The sequence below is a fragment of the Asaia sp. BMEF1 genome (assembly GCF_051628905.1).
Classification (GTDB): domain Bacteria; phylum Pseudomonadota; class Alphaproteobacteria; order Acetobacterales; family Acetobacteraceae; genus Asaia.
On record NZ_CP157575.1, the window covers coordinates 3,216,815 to 3,239,325 of the forward strand.

General features: G+C 61.8%; 18 protein-coding genes and 1 other RNA gene. 1 reads left to right on the plus strand and 18 read right to left on the minus strand.

The window, feature by feature from the left end; genetic code table 11:
* Positions 1–76 precede the first annotated feature (76 nt).
* From ftsA to ABHV46_RS14455, 17 genes are all read right to left on the minus strand, one after another.
* Entirely contained in the window at positions 77–1,477 is a 1,401-nt protein-coding gene (ftsA, locus tag ABHV46_RS14375; RefSeq protein WP_438382036.1) for a cell division protein FtsA, read from the minus strand.
* The gene (locus ABHV46_RS14380; protein ID WP_438382037.1) at positions 1,474–2,493 is read right to left on the minus strand and encodes a cell division protein FtsQ/DivIB; all 1,020 of its coding nucleotides are present in this window, start codon (positions 2,491–2,493) and stop codon (positions 1,474–1,476) included. The genes ftsA and ABHV46_RS14380 overlap by 4 nt, the downstream gene beginning before the upstream one ends.
* Entirely contained in the window at positions 2,490–3,428 is a 939-nt protein-coding gene (locus ABHV46_RS14385) for a D-alanine--D-alanine ligase (RefSeq protein WP_438382038.1), read from the minus strand. The genes ABHV46_RS14380 and ABHV46_RS14385 overlap by 4 nt, the downstream gene beginning before the upstream one ends.
* The gene (murB, locus tag ABHV46_RS14390; protein ID WP_438382039.1) at positions 3,425–4,321 is read right to left on the minus strand and encodes a UDP-N-acetylmuramate dehydrogenase; all 897 of its coding nucleotides are present in this window, start codon (positions 4,319–4,321) and stop codon (positions 3,425–3,427) included. The genes ABHV46_RS14385 and murB overlap by 4 nt, the downstream gene beginning before the upstream one ends.
* A complete protein-coding gene (gene murC / locus ABHV46_RS14395) occupies positions 4,318–5,736 on the minus strand; it encodes a UDP-N-acetylmuramate--L-alanine ligase (protein ID WP_438382040.1) in 1,419 nt (472 codons plus the stop codon). Before murC ends, murB begins: the two co-directional genes overlap by 4 nt.
* A 56-nt stretch (positions 5,737–5,792) precedes the next feature.
* Positions 5,793–6,908, minus strand: a complete 1,116-nt coding sequence (murG, locus tag ABHV46_RS14400; RefSeq protein WP_438382041.1) for an undecaprenyldiphospho-muramoylpentapeptide beta-N-acetylglucosaminyltransferase — start codon at positions 6,906–6,908, stop codon at positions 5,793–5,795.
* Positions 6,905–8,098: an FtsW/RodA/SpoVE family cell cycle protein gene (locus ABHV46_RS14405; RefSeq protein WP_438382042.1), complete on the minus strand. Its 1,194-nt coding sequence runs from the start codon at positions 8,096–8,098 to the stop codon at positions 6,905–6,907. The genes murG and ABHV46_RS14405 overlap by 4 nt, the downstream gene beginning before the upstream one ends.
* Positions 8,099–8,126: 28 nt before the next feature.
* Entirely contained in the window at positions 8,127–9,479 is a 1,353-nt protein-coding gene (murD, locus tag ABHV46_RS14410) for a UDP-N-acetylmuramoyl-L-alanine--D-glutamate ligase (RefSeq protein ID WP_438382043.1), read from the minus strand.
* A gap of 1 nt (position 9,480) precedes the next feature.
* Positions 9,481–10,572, minus strand: a complete 1,092-nt coding sequence (gene mraY, locus ABHV46_RS14415) for a phospho-N-acetylmuramoyl-pentapeptide-transferase (protein ID WP_438382045.1) — start codon at positions 10,570–10,572, stop codon at positions 9,481–9,483.
* Positions 10,572–11,933 carry a UDP-N-acetylmuramoyl-tripeptide--D-alanyl-D-alanine ligase gene (locus tag ABHV46_RS14420; RefSeq protein ID WP_438382046.1) on the minus strand — a complete coding sequence of 454 codons (1,362 nt, stop codon included), beginning with the start codon at positions 11,931–11,933 and terminating at the stop codon, positions 10,572–10,574. Before ABHV46_RS14420 ends, mraY begins: the two co-directional genes overlap by 1 nt.
* Positions 11,930–13,399, minus strand: a complete 1,470-nt coding sequence (locus tag ABHV46_RS14425) for a UDP-N-acetylmuramoyl-L-alanyl-D-glutamate--2,6-diaminopimelate ligase (RefSeq protein ID WP_438382047.1) — start codon at positions 13,397–13,399, stop codon at positions 11,930–11,932. The genes ABHV46_RS14420 and ABHV46_RS14425 overlap by 4 nt, the downstream gene beginning before the upstream one ends.
* Before the next feature lie 3 nt (positions 13,400–13,402).
* Positions 13,403–15,385: a peptidoglycan D,D-transpeptidase FtsI family protein gene (locus tag ABHV46_RS14430; RefSeq protein ID WP_438384436.1), complete on the minus strand. Its 1,983-nt coding sequence runs from the start codon at positions 15,383–15,385 to the stop codon at positions 13,403–13,405.
* A 127-nt stretch (positions 15,386–15,512) separates the two neighbouring features.
* Positions 15,513–16,520: a cell division protein FtsL gene (gene ftsL, locus ABHV46_RS14435; RefSeq protein ID WP_438382048.1), complete on the minus strand. Its 1,008-nt coding sequence runs from the start codon at positions 16,518–16,520 to the stop codon at positions 15,513–15,515.
* Complete coding sequence (gene rsmH / locus ABHV46_RS14440; RefSeq protein WP_438382049.1) at positions 16,517–17,518, minus strand: 16S rRNA (cytosine(1402)-N(4))-methyltransferase RsmH; 1,002 nt, start codon at positions 17,516–17,518, stop codon at positions 16,517–16,519. The genes ftsL and rsmH overlap by 4 nt, the downstream gene beginning before the upstream one ends.
* Positions 17,515–17,988, minus strand: a complete 474-nt coding sequence (gene mraZ / locus ABHV46_RS14445; RefSeq protein ID WP_336945634.1) for a division/cell wall cluster transcriptional repressor MraZ — start codon at positions 17,986–17,988, stop codon at positions 17,515–17,517. The genes rsmH and mraZ overlap by 4 nt, the downstream gene beginning before the upstream one ends.
* A 465-nt stretch (positions 17,989–18,453) precedes the next feature.
* Positions 18,454–18,852, minus strand: an RNA gene (rnpB, locus tag ABHV46_RS14450) — RNase P RNA component class A.
* 111 nt (positions 18,853–18,963) lie between these two features.
* Positions 18,964–20,664, minus strand: a complete 1,701-nt coding sequence (locus tag ABHV46_RS14455; protein ID WP_438382050.1) for a Hint domain-containing protein — start codon at positions 20,662–20,664, stop codon at positions 18,964–18,966.
* A 344-nt stretch (positions 20,665–21,008) separates the two neighbouring features.
* On the opposite strand from ABHV46_RS14455, the gene ABHV46_RS14460 reads away from it, so the two are divergent.
* On the plus strand, positions 21,009–21,989 hold the full coding sequence (locus ABHV46_RS14460; RefSeq protein WP_438382051.1) for an alpha/beta hydrolase: 981 nt from the start codon (positions 21,009–21,011) through the stop codon (positions 21,987–21,989).
* A gap of 43 nt (positions 21,990–22,032) precedes the next feature.
* Here the strand turns inward: ABHV46_RS14460 and ABHV46_RS14465 are convergent, their stop codons facing one another.
* Positions 22,033–22,506, minus strand: coding sequence for a hypothetical protein (locus ABHV46_RS14465; RefSeq protein WP_438382052.1), 474 nt, complete (start codon positions 22,504–22,506; stop codon positions 22,033–22,035).
* Positions 22,507–22,511: the final 5 nt, after the last annotated feature.

Sequence of the window (22,511 nt, forward strand, 5' to 3'; positions counted from 1 at the left end):
CCGAAACAGGGCTGAAATCAGTCGCGAAAGGCAAAACGATGACTGAGGAGCATCAACTACATAGGTTACTTTTTCCTCACGCGCGACCCCTAATGAAATGCACGAGGCGCTTTAGCATGCCATTGGGACGAGGGTCGGGAGAGTCGGCATCGTGAAAGCCGCGATCGGCGCCAGCGGCCCAGGCAAGCAGCCCGGAAGCCGTGGAAAAACCGGCAGAATTGGCACCGATTTCCGGCAGGCCCACGATGCCCAGAGGGCGTCCGAGCCTGACGGGGCGGTCGAGAATGCGGGCCGCCATCGGGCCGACACCGTCGAGGAGAGAAGCGCCGCCCGTCAGCACCACACGTTCGCGCCCGGTGCGACCGAACCCGGCATCATCGAGCCTGTCACGCACGAGTTCCAGCGTTTCCTCAATGCGGGGACGAATGGCCGAGACCAGTCTCGCACGCGACACCGTGGTGAGAACGCCGGCTTCTTCACCGATCTTCTGAAGCGTGATCAATTCGCTGCTGTCTTCAGCGGACAGCTCGGCCGCCCCGTATTTGGTCTTGAGACGTTCGGCTTCATCGAGCGAGGTCGAGAGCATGCCGGCAAGATCGCGCGTTACATGCAGGCCGCCGACCGGAAGAAACGCCGTATGGCGCAACATGCCTTCACCGAAAACGGCGATCGACGTCGTACCTCCGCCCATATCCACCACAGTGGCGCCCAGTTCCCGCTCATCCGCATCGAGTACGGAAAGGCCTGAGGCAAGCGACGCCGAGACGAGATTGGTCATTTTCAGTTCGGAGCGCATGAGTACCGAGTCGAGCGTTCTCACCGCGGCGGTTGCCGCGTCGACCACATGTAGCCGCGCCGTCAGTTGCTCGCAGACCTGACCCCTGGGGTCGACGATGCCATAGGTGTCGTCCACGGCATAACCGATAGGCAGGGTATGAATGACCGTGCGCCCCTCCGTGTAGGCACGCGACTGCCCTTCGGCCACGACGCGCCCCATATCGGCTTCGCTTACTTCACGCCCGCCGATCGGCATGCGGGCATTGAAGAGGTGGCTCTCCGGATGGCCGCAGGAGAGATTGACCGCGATATTGTCGAGACGTCGCTCTGCGGCGTCTTCTGCCTGTCCGACCGTTGCGCGAATGGCCTGCTCGGCTTCTTTCAGATCGACGATATTGCCATTGCGTATGCCGCGTGAGCGACGCCAGCCATAACCCAGTACACGCAACGTGCCATCGGCCTCGCCCCGTCCGATGAGGCAGGTCATTTTCGTCGAGCCGATATCGAGTACGCCGAAGACGCCCACCCGCCAGTGTCTGGGCAGGCTGGGTTCGTCGGCCGGTGGCAGGGAAAGAATATGCTCTTCAGACCGTTCGTGATTTTTGTGTCGCGAACTTACCGGCAGAAGGGAGCGACTTCTTACCGTGCGGCGACGCTTCTTGCGGGGGGCTTCCGGGTCGGTGGGCACGAGATCGTTCATTCTTCCGGAGTTCCGTCTGCGGGGTGGGGGGCGGGTAGATGGGGTGCGCTCCCATGCGCCACCGCGGGGCGAGAGGGCTTGTTGCCTGTAGTGGAAGCCGCCGCAGTAGGAGGCGCGTCCTTAACGCCCGAAGCGGCAGGCGCCCCCGCCTTGTCTCCCTGCTGCGCGTTCGGATCGGCAGCTGGCGCAGGGGTTTGATGGATCACCATCCGGTCGGGCAGGCGCATATCGATCGAAACCACAGGGCGCTCCATGAGCCGGAACTGGGCCTGATACTGCGCCAGTCTCGCAAGCGCTGCCTGTTCTTGCCCTTCAGGCAGGAGTACTGTCGCGCCGTCGCGCAGGGTCAGGTTCCAGCGTCTCTGCCCCACCCTCACCGCGGCGACCACGAAATCCTTCGTCGTCGGGTTGGCGGTCAGGGCATCGGTCAGAGACGCTGCTGCAAGATTGGCGCCTTCACCCACGACGAGAGGCAGCTTGATGAAGGCCTGTCCGTTCTTGCCTTCCAGTCCCTGGTCGGGCACGCGCTCCCCGGCCCGGTTGATGAGAATGAACTGGCCGTGGTCCTGCCAGACGGCAATCGGGCTACGCTCGACGATTTTCACGATGACCGTGTCCGGCATATGACGGGCGACGGTAGCATGGTCGATGAAGGGCAGCGCATCGATACGGTCACGCGCCGCAGAGACGGAAAAGCCGAAAATCGGCTGGCCGACGGACGTTCCGAGCGCCTTGGTCAGATCTTCCTCAGGCGTCAGGTTGCGCCCTTCGATGCGTATGGTCTTGATCTGGAACGGCAGGTACTGAACCAGCTTGGCCCGATAAGGGGCGAAGCGGGATTCTGAACTCGAGAGTTTGAGCGCCGAGAGACCGAACCCGACCAGGCCCAGCAGGACGAGCGAAGCCAGAATCTGACGCAGCCCGCGCTTGTGGCGGCGCATGAAGAGGACAAGCCTTGCAGGTCTGTCCTGCTGCACAGGGCCGCGATACGGCGTTTCTGGCCGCCTGTCTCTCATGCGGCCGGTTTGCCTCGGGCTGCCAGCGCATCGCGAACCAGCCAGTCGCAGAGTTCGGGGTAGCTTATCCCGCAATAAGCCGCCTGCTCGGGCAGGAGCGAGGTGGCCGTCATGCCCGGCTGCGTGTTGACCTCGAGCAGAATGAGCCGCCCCGTTTCCTCATCATAGCGATAATCGGCGCGAGAGGCGCCGGAGCACCCCAGAGCCCGGTGAGCGGCTTCCGCCACACGAAGGGCCTGCTCGAAAATAGCGTCCGGCACCTGCGCGGGGACATGATGCACCGAGCCACCAGGGGCGTATTTCGCATCGAAATCGTAGAAATCGCCTGTGGGCGAGGCCGCGACGATATCGGTTACGGTCAAGGCGCGGTCGCCCAGCACTGCCACCGTGAGTTCGCGGCCCGGAATATATTCCTCGACCAGCGCCTCTTTCCCGAAGACCCAGTTAGCCGCGATGGCCTGACGGCGATTGCTCCCGGTGCGCACAATCTCGACCCCGAAAGAAGACCCCTCGGAAATCGGCTTGACCACGTAGGGCGTGGGGAGCGGATCGGCGGCGGCGAGTTCGTCCATCGTGACTACCCTTCCTTCCGCAACGGGCAGACCCGCGGCGGCGAAAACGCGGCGCGAAGCATCCTTGTCCATCGCAAGTGACGACGCGCGTATGGAAGAGTGGGTGTAAGGCAGGCCGAGCCACTCCAGGACGCCCTGAATGGCCCCATCCTCTCCGAGCGGACCGTGAAGGGCATTGAAAACGACATCAGGCACCGCATTGCGCAGCGCCTTGATGGTCTGCACCAGATCCGCGCCTGCATCGACGCTTACCACGTCATGGCCCGCTTCGAGCAGTGCCTGAGCGACACCTGCGCCGCTGCGCAGGCTCACCGGTCGTTCGCTCGAGATCCCCCCCTGAAGGACAGCGATTTTCAGGCTCATGGCCGTTTCCCCAGACGTTTGATTTCCCAATGCAGCGCGATGCCGCTGTGTTCGAGCACCCGACGGCACACCTCGTCGCCGAGAGTTTCAAGGTCGGTGCTGGTGGCTTCACCGAGATTGAGCAGGAAGTTGCAGTGCTTCTCGCTCACCTGTGCGCCACCCTGCATCAGCCCGCGGCATCCGGCTTCGTCGATGACCTGCCAGGCCTTGTGGCCGTCGGGATTGCGGAAGGTCGAGCCGCCCGTGCGGGCCCGAACCGGCTGCGATGCCTCGCGCGCGGCCTTGATCTCGGCGATATGCGCGCGGATGGTCGCTGCATCGCCGGATTGTGCCTTGAGACGCGCCCGCAGCACGATGGCCCCCTCGGGGAGCACGGCATGGCGGTAGGAAAAAGCAAGCGCCTGATTACTGAGCCTTGCAATCGAGCCATCGGGCAGAAGTATTTCGGCCCAGTCGAGCACGGCGTTCATGTCGGAGCCGTAGGCTCCGGCATTCATAACGACGGCGCCTCCGATCGAGCCGGGAATGCCCGCGAGGAATTCCAGATCTGCAAGTCCGGCGTTGGCGGCCTGTTCGGCCACGATCATGTCGAGCGCAGCGGCGCCTGCGATCAGCCCGTCGGGCTCCATGACGATATCGGCAAATCCGCCCGCCAGACGCACGACGAGCCCGTCTATCCCGCCATCGCGTATAATGACGTTGGAGCAGGCTCCCAGCACGGTGACGGGCGTGCCGTGTGGCAGGGCAGCGAGCGTCTCGGCCAGATCCTGTGTGTCTTTGGGCACGAAAAGGGCTTCGGCATTACCGCCTGTGCGAAACCAGGCGCGCGGCCCGAGAGGCGCATCGAAGCTCAGCCTCCCGCGTGGCGTGAGAGAACGCAGCGCCGTGCTCATACCGGTTTACCGTTCAGCGCGGCGAGCTTTCCCGGCAGGGCATGAGCCCAGTTGGTGATGGTGCCTGCGCCAAGGCAAACCACGAAATCGCCTGGCTTGGCGATGGCGTTGATCATTTCGGCCAGATGCTCCGGCCCCGGCAGCGGCACAACCGAACGATGGCCACTCGCGCGTAGCCCCTCGATCAGGGAGTCGCGGCTTATACCGTCGATCGGCGCCTCGCCTGCGGCATAGACATCGGTCACGATCACCGTGCCTGCGTCGTTCATGCAGGTGCAGAAATCGCTGAAAAGGGCTTCGAGGCGCGAATAACGATGGGGCTGTACCACGGCGATGACATCGCGTGCGCCTGCCTGACGGGCCGCGCGCAGCACGGCGGCAATCTCGACAGGGTGATGGCCGTAGTCATCGATCACCGTAATGCCGTTATAATCGCCGCAGCGCGTGAAGCGGCGCTTCACGCCACGGAACCCGGCCAGGGCGAGGCGGATGGTCTCGTCGCTGATATCCATCTCACTGGCGACTGCAATGGCTGCCAGTGCATTGAGCACGTTGTGCTGGCCGAGCATGGGTAGGCGGAACGGTCCGGCGCGACGGGTCGTCTTCTGGGTGCGGCTGGTGATGACCACTTCGAAGGTCGCGCCCAGACGGTCGGTAATGAGCTTGTCGGCGCGCACATCGGCTTGCGGGCTGAACCCGTAAGTGACGATGCGATGATCCGACAGGCGCGGGATCATCTGCTGCACGGCGGGGTGGTCGATGCACAGCACGGCAAAGCCGTAGAAAGGAATGTTAGAGACGAACTGGTCATAGGCCGCCTGCATCGCCTCTGCCGTGCCCCAATGGTCGAGATGCTCGGGGTCCATATTCGTGACGACGGCAATTACGGCGGGCAGACGCAGGAAGGACCCGTCGCTCTCATCGGCTTCGACCACCATCCAGTCGCCCGACCCCATGCGGGTATTGGTGCCGTAGGCCTCGATGATGCCGCCATTGATCACGGTCGGGTCGAGCTTCGCCTGTTCCAGCACGCAGGCCACGAGGCTGGTCGTGGTGGTCTTGCCATGCGTGCCGCCGATGGCCACGGCCCAGCGCAGACGCATGAGCTCGGCCAGCATCTCCGCACGACGCACGACAGGGATCAGACGCCCGCGCGCCGCCAGAACTTCCGGGTTGTCTTTCCTGACCGCCGTTGAGGTCACGACGACCTGAGCCCCGCCCAGATTCGCCTCGTCATGACCGATCGCGACCGTGATACCCAGCTTACGCAGGCGCAGCACATTGGCGCTCTCGCTGATATCCGAGCCCTGAACCTTGTAGCCCAGCATGTGCAGCACTTCGGCGATTCCCGACATGCCAATACCGCCGATACCGACGAAATGAATGGTGCCGATGGAAAGGGGAAGTGCGCGCATGGAACAGGCTTTCAGAGAAACAGCAAAAAACAGGCGTCAGTAAAAAACGCTGAGTGTCAGGAAGTGGAGGAGCGGTAGTCTGAAATACGCGCCTCTACAAGATCGGCCAGCAGTCTGGCGCTGTGAGGATGGGCGAAAGCGCGTGCGGCTCTGGCGGCGGCAGCCAGACGCTCCGGATCGTTCAGAAGCGTGCCGAGAAATGCCGATAATGTTTCAGGCGTCAGGGTGTTCTGACGGAACATCCAGGCGCCGCCCTCATCGACGAGCTGGGTCGCGTTGGCGCCTTGTTCGTCAGAAGCGGCGATGGGCAGCGGCACCAGCACTGACGGGCGACCGGCAATGGTCAATTCGGCAACAGAAGACCCACCGGCACGACCGATCACCAGATGCGCCTTTTTCAGAAGGCTTGCGACATCCGTAAAGAAAGGCGCCAGCACGCAATCGATCCCGGCCTTTTCATAGGCTGCGCGAACGTCTGGCAGATCCTTTTCATGCACCTGCTGCGTGACATGCAGTCGCGCGCGAAACCCTGCGGGAAGCAGGGCAAGCGCCGCCGGAATGATCGTCGAGAAAATCTTCGCGCCCAGGGAGCCGCCCCAGACCAGAAGATGGATGGCGTCGCCGGGTGGCGTATAGTCTTCGCCCAGGAGAGCCTCGATTTCGGGGCGCACCGGCATGCCTGTCAGCGTGGCGCGCAGGCCGAGCGGCAGGCGCGCCACGGTGGGGTAGGAGGTCGCGATGGCGTTGGCAAAGCGCGCCAGGAGCGCATTGGCCTGACCCAGCACCGCATTGCCCTCATGCAGGATCACGAGGGGGCGGCGCGATCCTGTCACGAAGCGGCTGCCGAGAATGGGCGGCACGGAGGGATAACCGCCGAAACCGATGACCGCGACCGGGCTGAGCTGTCGATGCAGCGCGCGCGCGGCCCATGCCCCGCGCAGCAGGGAAGCAACGCCCTTCAGCTTGGCGGAAACGCCCTTGCCCGCAACGCCCGTCCCATCAAGCACATATTGCGGTCGATCCATGAAAATTCCGCTCATGCGCTTGCCAGCACGTTTATCCGTCATGAGCACAAGGTCGTGCCCACGTGCTGCGAGTTCTGTCGCGAGCGCCTCTGCCGGGAAGAAATGGCCGCCCGTGCCTCCTGCGGCAATTACGATTGGACGGGTCATGAAGTCGGTCCTTCCCGAAGCGAGGTCCAGTGGCCCTGGCTGGCGTAACGCGAATTGATCGGGCTGGCAGAAACCTGATGGCGTGTCAGAGCCAGCACCATGCCCAGTGTCAGGGCGATCGAAAGAGCGGATGAGCCACCATAGGAGATCAGCGGCAGCGTCATGCCCTTGGTCGGAATCAGATGCAAGGTCGAGCCCATATTGATGAACGCCTGCAATCCGAAGCCTGCGACCAGTCCGGCGGCCGAGGTGATGACGAACGGATCGCTTTCTCGCATCAGCTTGACCAGCGTACGCACCACGATCACGGCAAAAACGAGAATGATGAACAAGCAGATGAAAAGCCCGTATTCTTCACCTGCGACCGCAAAAACGAAATCGGCATGAGCGTCGGGCAGCAGGTCCTTCACGCGGCCTTCACCGGGCCCGCGCCCCATCATGCCGCCATTGCCAAACGCCCGCATTGCGGTGTCGATCTGATAATGGTCGCCTACATTGGGGTGAAGAAACCGCTCCACGCGCGAACGCACATGAGGAAACGCCACAAAGGCACCCGCAAAGGCGGCGACCATAGCGCCGACACCGGCGCCTACGAAAATGATCGGCAGGCCGTTCACGAAAAGCTGGATGAAGAACACCATGGTGATGACCGACAACATGCCGATATCGGGCTGCGATTTGAGCAGGAGCAGGATCAGCCCGAAACAGCCGAAAGCGATCAGCATGCCGGGAAAACGGATCGAGCCCATGATCACGCGTCGGCGTTGCTCGGCCAGAAGCCAGCCCGTGACCACGGCAAAAAACGGCTTGAGGAACTCGGAGGGCTGAACAGACATCATGGGCAGCGCGATCCAGCGCCGTGCGCCCTTGATCTCCACACCATGAACGAGCGTCATGAAGGTGGCGGCAAGCGCGATCACCCCGCCGATCAATGCGAGGCGTTTGACCGCAGGGCGAGAGAGCGAGGACACTACCAGTACTACGGCGCCCGCAAGGAGCAGGAAGATAACCTGCTTGAGAATAAACATCTCGCGCGAGGCACCGATACGCACGGCCACGGCGGGACTGGCGGCCAGCATGAGAATATACCCGAAGGCGATCAGAATCCCGACGCAGCAGAGCGTGACGCGATCGATATTGCGCCACCATCGTCCAATTCTGGACGTATCGACACGTGAGAGCCCTGCCATATTCCCCTAACCCCTCTGGCCCTTCGGATCAGGGCGCTTCTGAATCGCGTAGACGAGTCAGGATATCGACAAAATGCGCGCCTCGCGCCTCAAAACTTGCGAATTGGTCGAAGCTTGCGCAGGCAGGTGAAAGCAGAACGACCGGCACATCCAGCGCTTTTGCTGCGGCAAGAGCTGCGTGGGTGGCAGCATCGAGCGTGCCGCAATTTTCGACGGCCACATGATGGTCTCTCAGCGTCTGTTCCAGAACAGGCGCGTCACGCCCGATCAGAAAGGCCTTGGCGATGCGTCTGAAAAGCGGCGCCAGCGTCTCGATACCGCCTGATTTGGCGGTGCCACCTGCGATCCAGATCACCTTGTCATAACAGAGCAGCGCTTTTTCGGCAGCTTCGGCATTGGTGGCCTTGCTGTCATTGATAAAGCGAATGCCCCTGATCACCCCGGCCAGGGCCTGACGGTGGGGCAGGCCAGGATAGCTGCGCAGGCCATCGGCAATCGCCTGATCGTCGAGGCCGAGATGGCGCGCCATGGCGGCTGCAGCAAGCGCATTTTGCAGATTATGCGCGCCCGGCAGGGTCGGCGCCTCGCGCGTCGGGCTCGCGATTGCCGCCACGGCATGCGTGTCCTTGACGGAAAGCGTCATGACCGTGAGGCCCTGCGCTGTGTAATCCTGTGCGATCTCTCGGCAATGATCGTCGTCGATGCTGATCACGGCGAGATCGGCTCGTGTCATGTTATCGAATACATGACGCTTGGCGGCGGCATACCCAGCCATGTCGCCATGACGGTCGAGATGGTCAGGCGTCAGATTGAGCAGGCAGGCCGTATCGGCATGAAAAGAGCGCAGCCGCTCAAGCATGTAGGACGACATCTCGATTACATAAACGCCGTTATCGGGCAGAAGCGGCAGGGCTAGCGAAGCGGTGCCAAGATTGCCACCAGCGGCAACCGGGCGACCGGCTTTTTCGAGCATATGGGCCAGAAGTGCTGTGGTGGTCGATTTGCCATTCGTGCCGGTTATGGCTGCGAAACGGGCCTTCGACCCGGCACGGCGCACCGCCTGAAACAGGATTTCTGCATCAGACAAAATAGGTACTCCAGCCGCTCGTGCCCTGACCGCTACTGCATGCGGTGCCGGCAGGAGGTGCGGAATACCCGGCGAGAGAATGAGCGCGTCAAAGCCTGCCAGTGTCTCGATGGGCGCCGCAGTCAAGCGCGGCTGGGATGGGTCGGCTTCAGGCGGGTTCTTGTCATCCCAGGCCTGTACCTCAGCCCCCATGGCGAGCAAGGTTTTCACCACAGCGCTGCCATTGCGGCCCAGACCCGCCACGGCAAAGCGTGACCCGGAAAACAGATCGGTGGGGAAGGCGCGACCCGTCATATCAGCGCAGCTTCAGCGTGGCGAGGCCAGCCAGACCGAGCAGGATCGAGACGATCCAGAAACGGATGACGATTTTCGGCTCCTGCCAGCCCTTTTTTTCGAAATGATGATGCAGGGGGGCCATCAGGAAGACGCGACGTTTGGTGCGCTTGTACCAGAAGACCTGAATCACGACCGAGAGGGTCTCGACCACGAAGAGCCCGCCCACGATGCACAGCACCAGCTCATGCTTGACGGCCACAGCGACGGCGCCCAGCGCGCCTCCGAGCGAGAGCGAGCCCGTATCGCCCATGAACACATCGGCTGGCGTGGCATTGAACCACAGAAAGCCCAGCCCGGCGCCGATCAGCGCGGCACAGAACACCGCAAGTTCTCCTGTGCCTGGCACCAGATGCAGTTGCAGATAATCGGCAAAAACGCGATTGCCCACGAGATAGGCAATCAGCGCGAAAACAAGTGCTGCGATGACCACCGGCACAATGGCCAGACCGTCAAGCCCGTCGGTGAAGTTCACCGCATTGCCGAACCCCGTCATGGTGAGCATGGCGAAAAGCGGAAAGGCGAAGCCGAGGGGCAGCAGGAAGTCTTTCACAAAGGGAAAGGCCACCATATTGCGCAGCTCGGGCGGCATCAGGCTTTCCATCCAGTATCCGGCAATCAGCGAGGCGGCGAATTCGCTGCTGAGGCGGGCGCGTTTGGAGAAACCTGCCGTATTGCGTTTGGAGAGCTTGAGATAATCATCGGCAAACCCAACCGCACCGAAAGCCGCGGTGACGAACATGACGGCCCAGACGAAGCCGTTCGTCAGATCGGCCCAAAGCAGGGTGGATGCAAAAAGCGCGATCAGGATCAGCATGCCGCCCATGGTGGGGGTGCCGGCCTTTTCGAGAATATGCCGCTCGGGGCCGAGCGTCCGTATGGGCTGGCCCTCGCGCTGGATGCGTTTGAGCTGGGCGATGAAAGGACGCCCGAAAACCAGCGAAATAACGAAGGCCGTCAGACACGCCCCGCCAGAGCGGAAGGTCAGATAATGGAAGAGGTTGAAAAAGCCGCCATGGGTCGTGTCGTGAATGGCGATGAGATTATACAGCATCAGGCCTTTGCCCCCCCGGCAAGAAGAGGGGCGACAATGTCGCGCATGCGACTGCCAAGACTGCCTTTTACGAGAACCACGTCACCGGCTTTCAGATTGGATTGGACGAAGGGGGCGAGAGATGCCGCGTCTGCTTGCCAGACGCCACGCTTTTCTTCCGCAAGCGCGTCAAAAACATGGCGCATATGCGGGCAGCAGCAAAAAACCAGATCGGCATGGGCCATCAAATCGGGCAGGAGAGAGAGATGTTCGCTCTCTGCGAAGTCGCCCAGCTCACGGATATCGCCCAGAACCGCAATCCGGCGTTTACCCGGCACGAGGGTGAGCGTTTCGAGTGCCGCACGTATGGAAAGCACCGAGGCGTTGTAGCTTTCATCCAGGAGTGAGGCGGAGCCACCCAATATGGGCTGGATCTGCCCTCGACCGGCGCCGGGGCGCCAATGGACGAGGGCAGCGATTGCGGCATCGAGCGGCAGGTCGAAAGCACGAAGCGTGGCCAGCGCCAGGGCGGCATTGCGCGCGAGATGCGTCCCCGCCGCGGTCAGCCTGACGTCATGGCCGTCAAAACGGAAATGCGATCCTTCGGCGCTGGTGGTTATATCGCTCAGGCGAAAATCAGCGTTTGCGGAGAACCCGACGCGAAGCAGGTTTGCCCCGGCTCGCGCAGCCGCGCGCTCGAAAATTGCGTCCATGCCGGTATCGTCCGGCACGACTGCCTTGCCCCCCTTGGGCAGGGCGGCGATCAGATCCGATTTCTCTTCGGCGATGGCCTCGACGCTGCCCATATAGCCCAGATGCGCACTGCCTATCGTCGTGATGACGGCAACATCGGGGCGCACCATGGCCGCGAGCGGCGCAATTTCGCCGCGGTGATTCATGCCGATCTCTGCGACGCAATAGGCGGCGTCGCGTGGCATGCGGGCAAGCGTGAGCGGCACACCCCAATGGTTGTTGTAAGACGCAACGGCGGCATGGGTCGGGCCGAGCGCCGATAAGGCGCAATGCAGCATGTTCTTGGTCGTGGTCTTGCCGACCGAGCCTGTCACCCCGACCATTCTGCCGGTAAACCGGACGCGCGCTGCATGGCCGAGATCCTTCAAACCGGCCATGGTATCGGCCACATGCAGCAGGCGCGGGTCGGTGCCCGCGTGAGCCTGATGCACCATGACGCAGGCGGCGCCCTTGTCGAGGGCGGCCGCAATATGGGCGTGGCCGTCGCTGTTTTCACCGACAAGCGCGATGAACAGATCGCCCGGCTCGAGGCTGCGCGTGTCGATCGAAAGGCCGCTCACCTCAAGCTCGGCGTCGAGACGTCCCTGTGTTGCTTCACGCAGTTCGGCGCTGGTCCAGAGGGTGCTCATGCAGCAACTCCCGCCAGTTCGCGGATGACCGCACGGTCGTCGAAGGGCGTGGTCACGCCAGCGATGGTCTGGCCGCTTTCATGGCCTTTGCCTGCCACGACCACCACATCGCCCGCGCGCGCCTCGGAAAGAGCGGCTGCAATGGCAGTGCGTCGATCACCGATCTCGAGTGCGTTAGGGCAGGCGGCGCGAATGGCAGCGCGTATCGTCGCCGGGTCTTCGCTTCGTGGATTGTCGTCGGTCACGATGGCCAGATCGGCCAGCCTGGCTGCGATCTGCCCCATGAGAGGGCGCTTGCCGCGATCGCGGTCGCCGCCTGCGCCGAAAACGACAATCAGGCGGTTACGGGCATGAGGGCGCAGACTATGCAGCAGATGATCGAGCGCATCGGGCGTATGGGCGTAATCGACATAGACACCCGCCCCGTGATCGAGCGTCACAGCCAGTTCGGCGCGACCGCGCACGCCGCCCAGACGCGGAATGAGGTCGAGCACGGCGCGCGCCTGTGAATCATCTTCCCAGGCAAGGGCGGCAGCCAGCAACACGTTATCGACCTGAAAACGCCCGGTCAGGCCGAGTTCGTAATCGGGAAGGGTCTCGCCGAAGAGAGTGAGCGATACGATCTGGCCATGGGGCAGGGGTGTCGCGCGCAGAAGCCTGATCGTCTCGCCCTGCTCGCCTACACTGCGTGGACGCAGTTTGCGCGCCTGCGCCAAAGTGCTCAGCGCGGCAACGGTCTCGGCATCCATATCGGCATTCAGCGCGGCGATGGCTCCCTCAGGGAGCAGATCGGCAAAGAGCCTCAGTTTGGCGGTGCGATAGGCTTCCATCGTGCCGTGATAATCGAGATGGTCGCGGGTGAGATTGCTGAATCCACCCGCGCTGAGCGAAACGCCATCGAGGCGGTGCTGGTCCAGTCCATGCGAAGACGCTTCAAGCGCCACATGATCGACCCCGGCGGCTTTGAGACGGGCCAGGCTCTCCACAAGTGAGACGGCATCGGGCGTCGTCAGCGGTGGCGGCGCCGCTACAGGGATATCGCTGATAAGCCCGAGCGTGCCGATACTGGCCGACGCATTGCCGCCCAATGACCAGAGCTGACGCAGGAAATCGGCCGCGCTGCTCTTGCCGTTTGTCCCGGTGATGGCGGCAATGCGTCCCGGCTGCGGACCAGCCAGAAGGCGCGCAATGACAGCCAGATCGTGACGGGGCGTCGGGACAGTGATGCAGGGAACGGCAAGGCCTGCCGGAAAAGCGCTACCCTCTGGTAAAAGCAGGGCAGCCGCGCCCTGTGCCACTGCCTGCGGAATGAAGCGGGCGCCGTCCTGCGCGACGCCCGGCAATGCGGCAAAAATCATGCCCGGCGCCACTAGCCGGCTATCGGCGGTGATACCGCTGATTTCAGGATCGACGGCGCAATGCGGAATGGATAGCCCGGACTGGCTCAGGATTTCGGAAAGGCGCATGGCTCAGCCTCGTTCGGGTGGGTGACGCGTCGTGCGCTCGGAGGCCTTGGCGGCAAGCCTGGCGGCTTTTTCGGCGGCCTTGGCTGCGGCTTTTTCCTCTTTTTCCTTCTGCGCCGCGATACGCGGATCGCCGGGGTCGTTTCCGGGGCCGAGGGCGCGCTTGCCGGGTGGAATGCCGGGCTCAAGCGGTATGGCCATGTCGGCGTCGATCTTCGCCGCGTTCTTGGTGTCGGGGAACATGCCGAGCATCGGGCCGATACGGGCAATCAGCTTGCCGGTGGTCGGCGCAGCGTTCCATCCCGAGGTTACGAAGCCATGGGTCTTGGGCGTCGGATGCGGGGAGTCGAGCATGACATAGACCGCATAGCGCGGGGCATTCATCGGAAAGATCGAGGTGAAGGCCGAAATGTTGACGTGTTTCAGATAGCGTCCGTTCGGACCGACTTTTTCAGCCGTGCCTGTCTTGCCGCCCACGAAATAGCCAGGAACCTCAGCGCTGCGTGCCGTGCCTTGTGTAACGTCGAGGCGCAGCATCTTGCGGATAAGCTTCGAGTTTTCTTCAGAGACCACACGCAGACCCTCGGGCGTCGGAGGCTCCGCTGGAGCATCGCTTGCGGACATACCAGAAGCATCGGGCTTGAAGGCAGCAGGGGTGATCGGGGCGTCGGCGGGGGGGGCAGCGGGCGCACCTGCAGGCGGAAGGGTGCCGTTTGCGGGTTTCGCGCTGTCATCCTGATCGCGGGCGAGAAGCGTTGGCTTGATGAGAATGCCCCCATTCACGGTCGCCGCCGTACCGCGCACGATGGCAAGGGGGGCTTCGGCAACGCCATGACCGAAGCCGATTGTCATGACCGTCGAAACGCCCCAGTTCTTCGTAGAGGGTACGATGGGACGGCCAGCTTCTGGCAACTCGATCGGCACGCGATTGAAGAACCCCATCGTCCGCAGCCACTCCTGCTGTTTCTTGGCGCCGACATCGAGTGCGATATGGGCGGCCGCAGGGTTGGACGATTTGGCCAGCACATCAGGTAAGGCAAGCCAGGGCTGAAAATGGTCGGATTTGATGTCGGAGATCGTGAAGCGTCCGATATGGATCGGGATGGTCGAAAAACGATCCCAGATATGCGCCACGCCATATTCGATGGCCATGGCGGCAGTCTGCAATTTGAACGTCGAGCCCGGTTCGTACATGCCTGTCACGGCACGGTTGAAGCGTGAGTCGGCAGGCGCGCGACCGAAATCATTGGCGTCGTAATCGGGCAGGCTCACCATGGAGATGACTTCGCCCGTATTCACATCCATGACGATTGCTGCTGCACCGATGGCCTGGAATTCATCCATCGCGGCCTGGGTCACTTCACGCGCAACGGCCTGAATACGCACGTCCAGCGACAGGCGTAGAGGCGTACGGTCCTTGTTCAGGCGCTCGTTGAAGAACCGCTCGACACCGGCCACGCCGTGATCGTCAATATCCACGCCGCCAAGTATCTGTGCAGCGGTGCGACCCAACGGATAGTGGCGGCGCTCGCTCGCTTCAAAATAAATACCCGGAATGCCGAGATTATTGATCGCAATTTCCTGCACCGGGGAAATATCGCGGGCGATATAGACGAATTGTTTTTTCAGCGAGAGGCGACGCGTCGTCTCCGCCTCGTCGAGCTGCGGCAGCACGCTTTTGAGCTTCTTGGCGGCATCCGGCGCGTCGATCAGCTCCATTGGATTGGCATAGACCTGAGCCACGGGCAGGGAGAGCGCGAGCGTCTGGCCATTGCGATCGACAATGCTCGCGCGATGGACGTCTGGCAGGGCGAAATCGCCTGCAATCTGCCCTTTCGGGTCGCTTTTCGGGATTTCGGGCACCTGCGAAGCGATCTGACGCTTCTCGGGGGCCATGGGCATAAAGACCGTTGCAAGACTGAGCTTGGCCGCCACCAGACCGAACAGAAACAGAAAACCGAGGCCGACACCGATCAGCCTCGTATGCATCTGGTCGAGCGACGCCTTGACCCGCTTAGGGCTCCTGCCTTCAGGGCGCGAAGGCGCGCCGTCGGAATAGCCCGATTTTTTCGGGGGTGGAGTCCTGCCAGCCATGCTCAGGCGCTTTCATATCCGCTCAATTGGCGAGAGGCATAGGCGGCGGAAGGGCATCACCATAGCCGGCGAGAGACGAAGACGATCCGGAATCGCTCTGCGCATGATGCGGCTTGGGGGCCTGAATGGCAACGTCCACATTCTGGCGTGACGCATGGGCGGTCGCTGCCACGCGCGGGTTACGCCATGTAGTCGCAGCCGTCGCCTGGGGGCGGTTGCCACGGAAAGTCGCCAGACGAACGGCGAGATCAGAATCGCCGTTATTCTGTGCTGCGCCGGTACGCGTGGTGGCATGGACAACAGCGTCGTAACGATGGCTGCGATGGGTAGTCTGACCGAGTTCATCGGACACCATATGGGTGCGGTTGCTCTGCTGGGCCAGCTCGATGGTCGGGCGTGCGGCAGGAGGCATCAGACGGGTCGAGCGAGGTGTTGCGTTAGGGTGCGCAGCCGAAGTCATGCGAGGTGCCACCGACGCAAGCGTCACGCGAGAAGCCGGCATGGCAGGAGCTTCTGCCGCAGCGGGCGCTGCGATCGAGGCCGGGCGGTGGCGAGGCGCGTCGGCGCTGGCCACGAGAGCCGATGTGGTGTCATGCGCCGCTGGAGCGACATTGGCCTTGGGTGCCGCCGCCTTCTGCTCGGGCGCCCTGGGGGCTGCAACGAGGGCAGGCTGCGCGGCAGGGGCATTGGACACAGCCACGCTCAGACTCTCGCGCGGGTCGTGGAAAGCAGGCTTGGTGCTGGGCGCGGGCAGGGAGTCGATCATGCTGGCCAGGCGTACATATTGCGTGGGCGCCATGGGGTGAAGTTGACCCAGAAAGCGCGTCGAGAGAGCGCTCAAGCGATCCGGCTGGTTCAGCAGGGCCCATTGTGTGCGCAGCATCGCCGTCTGCTGGCGCACACGCTCCGTCTTCTGCACGACCGTCGTGATATGCTGATCGAGCACGGTCGTCTCATGCTTCTTGGTATAAAGAAACATGCCCGAACCACCGGCAAGGAGTGCGCAAAGGATCGTAAAAGGCCGGATCATGAATGAGACCCCCTAAAAGAGGCTGAAGGTGCGGTGCGGAGCAGGCTGCGCAGCTTGGCGCTGCGGGAACGGGGATTGCGGCGGATCTCGTCTTCGGAGGCGAGCACCGGGCGCGTATGGGGCAGAATGAAATCGGGGGCGACGAAACGTTCGGCCATGGGCTCGTGGCGCGAGGGGCGGCTGACACGCCCTGCGGCCTGGGCCAGCGCGCGCTTGACGAGACGGTCTTCGAGCGAATGGAACGTCACCACGACCAACTTGCCGCCCTCAGCCAGAAGAGCGGGAGCCGTGTCCAGCGCGCGCTGCAGCTCGCCAAGCTCGTCATTCACGGCAATACGCAGCGCCTGAAACGTGCGGGTGGCGGGATGAATGCCGGATTTGTCGGGACGTACGACGCTGCGCACGATATCGGCCAGACGCGCCGTGGTGTGGATCGGCTCTTCGGTGCGGGCGCGGATGATGGCAGCCGCAATGCGGCGCGACATACGGTCCTCACCGTAGTGATAGATGATATCGGCCAGTTCATCGGCATCGGCCCTGTTCACCAGATCGGCAGCCGACCGTCCCGCCTGCGACATGCGCATGTCGAGCGGCCCGTCATGACGGAACGAGAAACCACGCTCGGCTTCGTCGATCTGATAGGAGGACACACCGATATCGAGCACGATGCCATCGAAAGGCGCGTCATCGCCCAGCAGATCGGCCATCGCGCCGAATGTGCCGGGCACGGCTACCAGCTTGCGCGAGGGTGCGCTGGCCTCAAGTTCAGCAGCAAGCGATTCGGCACGGGCAATCGCCGTCGGGTCACGGTCGATGCCCCAGACGGTGCAGGCTGCACGGGCCAGAATACCCCTTGTGTAGCCACCACCGCCGAAGGTGCCATCGACATACCGCCCGCTTTCATGAGGAGCCAGGGCGTTGAGCACTTCGGGCAACATGACGGGCACGTGGCCGGGGTCGTGTTCGGTTAGCAGGGCGAGAGGGGCGATCGCGTTCATGATGCCAGCTCGCTCGTATTGGTCGCGGGGCGGCTGGTCATGCGGCGCGCACGGGCACGGGCCTCTTCGCGGCGCTTGGCCCCGGCCTCAGGCTCCCAGATCTGAAAGACGCGACCGAGCCCCATGAAGGACATCTCATCGACAAGATTGGCATGGCGCTTGAGCACGTCCGGCAGAATGATGCGCCCTTCCTTGTCGGCATCGATAGGATAGGCATCGGCATAGAGGCTGGCGGCGAGGTCGTCATGATCGTCCGAGAAAATATCCAGCGACTCAACCGGCCCGGCGAGGGTAGCGAAAGCGGCGCTCGGCCAGGCTTCGATGCAGGGATGCAGATGAGAGGGGCGCAGGATGACGAGGCTTTCGTCAGGCTGGGCCTGGGCGCGGAGGGCGGCGCGAAAGGATGCGGGAATGGACACGCGGCCCTTGGCGTCGAAACGGTTCTGATGCGTGCCAAGAAACACACTCACGCCGTTCGATGCCTCCTCGCCGTTCCAAGAGTGATTGCCAATGACTTTTCGCGCCCGGAGCGGGACAAGGCCGCTCGCTGCTCGTCTCAGTGACCGTCCGGGATAAGTTTGGGATATCATGGGATTTCATGGGACGTCAAACAATTCGCATCGAAAATTGGCGGAATTCTCCGATTTTTTCGTCCTGTCCAAATAATATGTTCTTATAATGTTCTTGTTTCCGATGCGAAACCGGAATCATGACTGCGCTATGAGTCGTTTTTGTTATGTTCTTATTCATGAAGAACAAAAGGCGATTGAGGCGCGATTATGTCCAGATCGGGAGTTTCTGGCTCTTATTTCCCTGTGGAGCGCGAGATCTTGCAGGGAAATTGCACGATGCTGTGGCATCAGCGTGGCGTTGCCCCGTGCTGCCGGGGGCAGCTGGGCATGGAAACGCATGGCCTGCCGAATTTTGCGAGAAATAATGTCAGACGGTCTGTAAGCCGGGTTCTGTCCGCCAAAGGCGGGGCGATCATTCCTCTGGGACCGGTCTTGCAACCGGCCTCACGCAACCAACCCGAATGACAAGGCGGGAGAGCCTCTGATCCCATCTCGCGAGAGACGGATCCGCCATTCCTATTCGGTCTTGCTCCCGATGGGGTTTGCCCTGCCTCCCGCGTTACCGAAGGAGCGGTGCGCTCTTACCGCACCGTTTCACCCTTGCCTGCAGCCCGAGAGCCGGGCAGGCGGTTTGTTTTCTGTGGCACTTTCCCTAGGGTCGCCCCCGCCGGCCGTTAGCCGGCATCGTTCTCCCGTGGAGCCCGGACTTTCCTCCATCACGCCGGTTCGCACCGACGTAACAGCGATCGCCCGACCGTCTGACGGGCGCAACCTGACCGATGCCAGATGCGGGGTCAAGCGGCTGGCGAGGAATTTATGTCATGACGGGTCGGTCCTGATTAGCCATTCGCCAGAGAAGAAGTGGCCCCTGGCTCAGGCCATGCTCACGCTGGCGTGCTCTCTGGGCGCCCTGTTGTCGTCCGGAGGCGAGCCGAGAAGGGTGATGGTCATCTGGCTGCCCCGTGCCTCGACGGGCGAGGGCAGGTGAATGAAGGCAGCGCCGTTCGTCCACCGGCATGTCGGGGTTTCGACCTCATGCCAGCCTTCGACGGTCTCTGTCTGGAGATGCCCGTCGAGATCATAGCCTTCCCGGTCGCAGCCCACCCTTATCCGCCCGACCAGAACGCCCAGGGTACGGCGGTCGTCGATATAGGCGCCGAGATCGACAGCCGGAACGAAAATGCGGGAGTGCAGAACAACGGTTCTGGTATGGGCAGGCAAGCCGAACGTGGCGCGGCGCTCATCGACGAAATGAGGCGGTATGACGCGGCCGTCTTCGGTTGTGAGACAGAGACCGGCGGTGCGCAGATCGCGTGCGCCATGTTGCTTCGAGAGCTGTGCCGCATGGCCGTAAAGAGCGAAGATTGATGCGAGAAAAGGCGAGGAGGCATCGAGCGGCAGAGGGCGCATCATATCGGCGGTAGAGCTGAGGGCAGATGACTGCGCCCCTCTCGAGGTCGGCGGTGGCGCGGTCAGATAGCTTTCCACCACCAGTCCATTGGCGATAATGAATTCGTGTTTTTCAAGCTCAATGCCGAAATACCGGTAGGCATCGGTGTTTTTCTCGTAGATCACCGAGTCATTATTGATGAGTGTGCGGGCCGGGACGCGCTTTCCATCGAAATGAACGCAGTGCTCGGGTGTCACCAGAAGGTCGCGATGAGGCGCATTTTTACCGAAGGCCTCTGCACGAATGCGAACGGGGAAATTGGCCCAGCATTCCGGCAGCACGGAAGAGGGCGTCTGCCAACCCTCGTGTATTCTGACGACAGCGCATGGATGCAACACGCCGTCTCTCATGGCCATGACCAGATCGCCGGACGTCAGCGTTTCAACCGGTCGTTCGCCCGATGGCGTTGCGATCAGCGTGCCGGTGAGGAAGCAGGGCGCGGCTTTGGTATAGCTCACGCCTCTGTTGCCGTTAAAGCTGTTGGCATTCGTAAACCCGTTCGGATCGTAGCCGAGGCCGATATCGAGACGGATCGTCTTCGTCAGCTGGGTGATCGTCAGAATGCCGGTCGAGGCATTATAGCTGAAGCTGTTCGCGCCATTGCCGTTCCAGACATAGAGAACATCGCCTTGAGAAAGCCCGCGTATGCGCAGATCGACCACACCGGACTGAAAATTGAACGCGATGTAATTGTTCGACCCTTTGAGATTAATGGTCGTGTTCGAAAGGGATCGCTGAACCGAAAGGGACGAATTTTCCATATTGATCGTTTGCCCGGCGACAGTCATCAGCGAATAATAGGACGGATCTTTCGAATTGCCTCTCAACTGCACGTTCTTGAGATTGATTGTGCCGGTTCCGGTAATTGACGAGGCAGCGAAGGGTAGCAGCGAAATGCCGGTGATATTGATTGTACCGTTATTAACAACGGAACCTTTGACGTTGACCGTCGATTTTCCGTCTGACGACCCTGAGAAGCTGCGGCTCTGCCCTGCGGCAATGGTCGTTGTCTTGCTGGTAGTGCCGAGATCGTAGCTCACGGCAAGAGCGCGCACGGTTGCGGCGCGCGCATACAGGGCCGTTGCTAGCTTCTCTTCTGAAGAAGTAGTTTCATTGATCTGCATGTTATTTCCAGAACTCAGTACGCTCCGCGTCCTTATTTGAAGGGCGGTAATGATCTCGATATTCGCGAAATAGAGACTTCAGAAGTCCGGAACGTCAAACATGATCTGTTCAACGCCCATTAACGAAACTTACTTGAGGCGCGTCCTGCTTTGTCGGCCTCGACTTGAGGCAATGTCTGGAGAGTAGAAGGGCTCAAGCGGCGTGGGCATACGCTCAGCCTTGCGTAGACAGAGTGATCATTTTCATAGGGACGTTGGGCGGTATGGCGGTCCGGAACGCGGTCTTTCGGTCTGACGCCATATTTCTCTGGCGAAGTCCGGTCATGCGGCCCTAGCTTCGGTTCATGACTGATCTGCCTGTTTCGCGTCCCGGATGGCTTTATCGCCTTTTTCTACACTGGCTCAAAAGGGCGTCTAAAGGGCGTGACGGTTTGCCCCTCCCGGAAACTCTGACGCCGGACTCTCTGGCGGCATTGCGTCGCATGACGGGTATGCCGAGTTTTCCGCAATCGTTGTCCTCAATACAGATACGGCGGTGGCGCGAGATAATGGTGCCCTGTAGTGGCGAGGGACGTCTCGCCCGGCTTTATCGTCCCAGAGGGCGTGTGACCGGGCTGGTACTTTTCATGCATGGTGGCGGTTTCGTCCATTGCGATCTGGTCTCGCATCACGGGATCTGCTGCCGTCTGGCGCGTCATTCGGGTGCAATGGTGCTGTCGCTCGATTATCGCCTCGCGCCCGAGGCGCCGTTCCCGGCGGCAGTCGATGATGGCTGGGAAGCGCTGCTTTGGTTGCAAGAGCAGGCCAGGGCGCTGGACCTTCCTCTTGCGGTTTGCGGTGACAGTGCAGGCGGTAATCTCGCAGCTGTTCTCGCCCGTAGGGCAAGGGATCATGGGCTGGATCGCATGGCGGCACAATTGCTCTACTACCCGACCGTGAGCGGTCTGCTCTCACCGCCGAGCCGTGAAATCTACGGTCAGGGCTTCATGCTGACTGCCCGGCTTCTTGAATGGTATGGTCGCCAATACAGCCGCTGTGATCGGGATATGCTCGACCCCGACCTGGCACCGGTCTTTGCCGATAATTTCGTCGGTCTTGCTCGTGCGATGATCGTCACGGCGGGGTTCGATCCGCTACGCGGTGAGGCTGAGCTTTACACATCTCTGCTGCGAGACGCCGGCGTAGCTGTGCGTCTGGTCTGCTTCGACAAAGCGATCCACGGGTTCCTGAATTTTTACGCGGCGCTGGTCGATGGCAGGCGCGCGCTACGTCTGGGCGGTCAGTTTCTGCGTCGATGCTTTCACGAAGCTGCGCGTGAGGGATAAGGCCCCATTAAAAAAAGCCGGGCTGCGAACCCGGCTTTTCCGATTATTGTTGCGCCATGGCGTGGAAACGACCGGGTGACCCCTGATCGGTGGCCAGAAGGCGGTCCGCTCTGTTCACCTTGATGGTGAAAAGCCGGTCGAATGTGCCTGCCTTGCCGGGGCAGCCATCATTGCTGCGCTGCATGAAATCGACGCGCGTCGCGTCTGGTGGATCGTTACCGTTGATGATCGGCACCAGGCATTTCGGGGGCACATCGGTCATACCGTTATGCGTTACCATGACGCGCAGATGCTCGACGAGCTTGGTGTTGTCGAACCAGGCCAGACGATCGAACTGGATCTTGTCTGCCGCCTGATCGAGCCAGCCCATTTTCATCACGAGAACGGCGAGAAGAGACACAGGCACCAGCACGATCAGGCGGCGGAGAAGATGCTGCTTGAGCGTGCGTGGCTTACGGCGTCCCGAACCGAGCTTTGCAGCGCCGGGTCGGGGGGTGTTTTGGGGATCTGAGGCCAAGGGAA

Bases quoted from the DNA above. Each gene is read 5' to 3' on its own strand.
- ftsA (WP_438382036.1), bottom strand. From the start codon at position 1,477: ATGAACGATCTCGTGCCCACCGACCCGGAAGCCCCCCGCAAGAAGCGT.
- ABHV46_RS14380 (WP_438382037.1), bottom strand. From the start codon at position 2,493: ATGAGAGACAGGCGGCCAGAAACGCCGTATCGCGGCCCTGTGCAGCAG.
- ABHV46_RS14385 (WP_438382038.1), bottom strand. From the start codon at position 3,428: ATGAGCCTGAAAATCGCTGTCCTTCAGGGGGGGATCTCGAGCGAACGA.
- murB (WP_438382039.1), bottom strand. From the start codon at position 4,321: ATGAGCACGGCGCTGCGTTCTCTCACGCCACGCGGGAGGCTGAGCTTC.
- murC (WP_438382040.1), bottom strand. From the start codon at position 5,736: ATGCGCGCACTTCCCCTTTCCATCGGCACCATTCATTTCGTCGGTATC.
- murG (WP_438382041.1), bottom strand. From the start codon at position 6,908: ATGACCCGTCCAATCGTAATTGCCGCAGGAGGCACGGGCGGCCATTTC.
- ABHV46_RS14405 (WP_438382042.1), bottom strand. From the start codon at position 8,098: ATGGCAGGGCTCTCACGTGTCGATACGTCCAGAATTGGACGATGGTGG.
- murD (WP_438382043.1), bottom strand. From the start codon at position 9,479: ATGACGGGTCGCGCCTTCCCCACCGATCTGTTTTCCGGGTCACGCTTT.
- mraY (WP_438382045.1), bottom strand. From the start codon at position 10,572: ATGCTGTATAATCTCATCGCCATTCACGACACGACCCATGGCGGCTTT.
- ABHV46_RS14420 (WP_438382046.1), bottom strand. From the start codon at position 11,933: ATGAGCACCCTCTGGACCAGCGCCGAACTGCGTGAAGCAACACAGGGA.
- ABHV46_RS14425 (WP_438382047.1), bottom strand. From the start codon at position 13,399: ATGCGCCTTTCCGAAATCCTGAGCCAGTCCGGGCTATCCATTCCGCAT.
- ABHV46_RS14430 (WP_438384436.1), bottom strand. From the start codon at position 15,385: ATGCATACGAGGCTGATCGGTGTCGGCCTCGGTTTTCTGTTTCTGTTC.
- ftsL (WP_438382048.1), bottom strand. From the start codon at position 16,520: ATGATCCGGCCTTTTACGATCCTTTGCGCACTCCTTGCCGGTGGTTCG.
- rsmH (WP_438382049.1), bottom strand. From the start codon at position 17,518: ATGAACGCGATCGCCCCTCTCGCCCTGCTAACCGAACACGACCCCGGC.
- ABHV46_RS14455 (WP_438382050.1), bottom strand. From the start codon at position 20,664: ATGCAGATCAATGAAACTACTTCTTCAGAAGAGAAGCTAGCAACGGCC.
- ABHV46_RS14460 (WP_438382051.1), top strand. From the start codon at position 21,009: ATGACTGATCTGCCTGTTTCGCGTCCCGGATGGCTTTATCGCCTTTTT.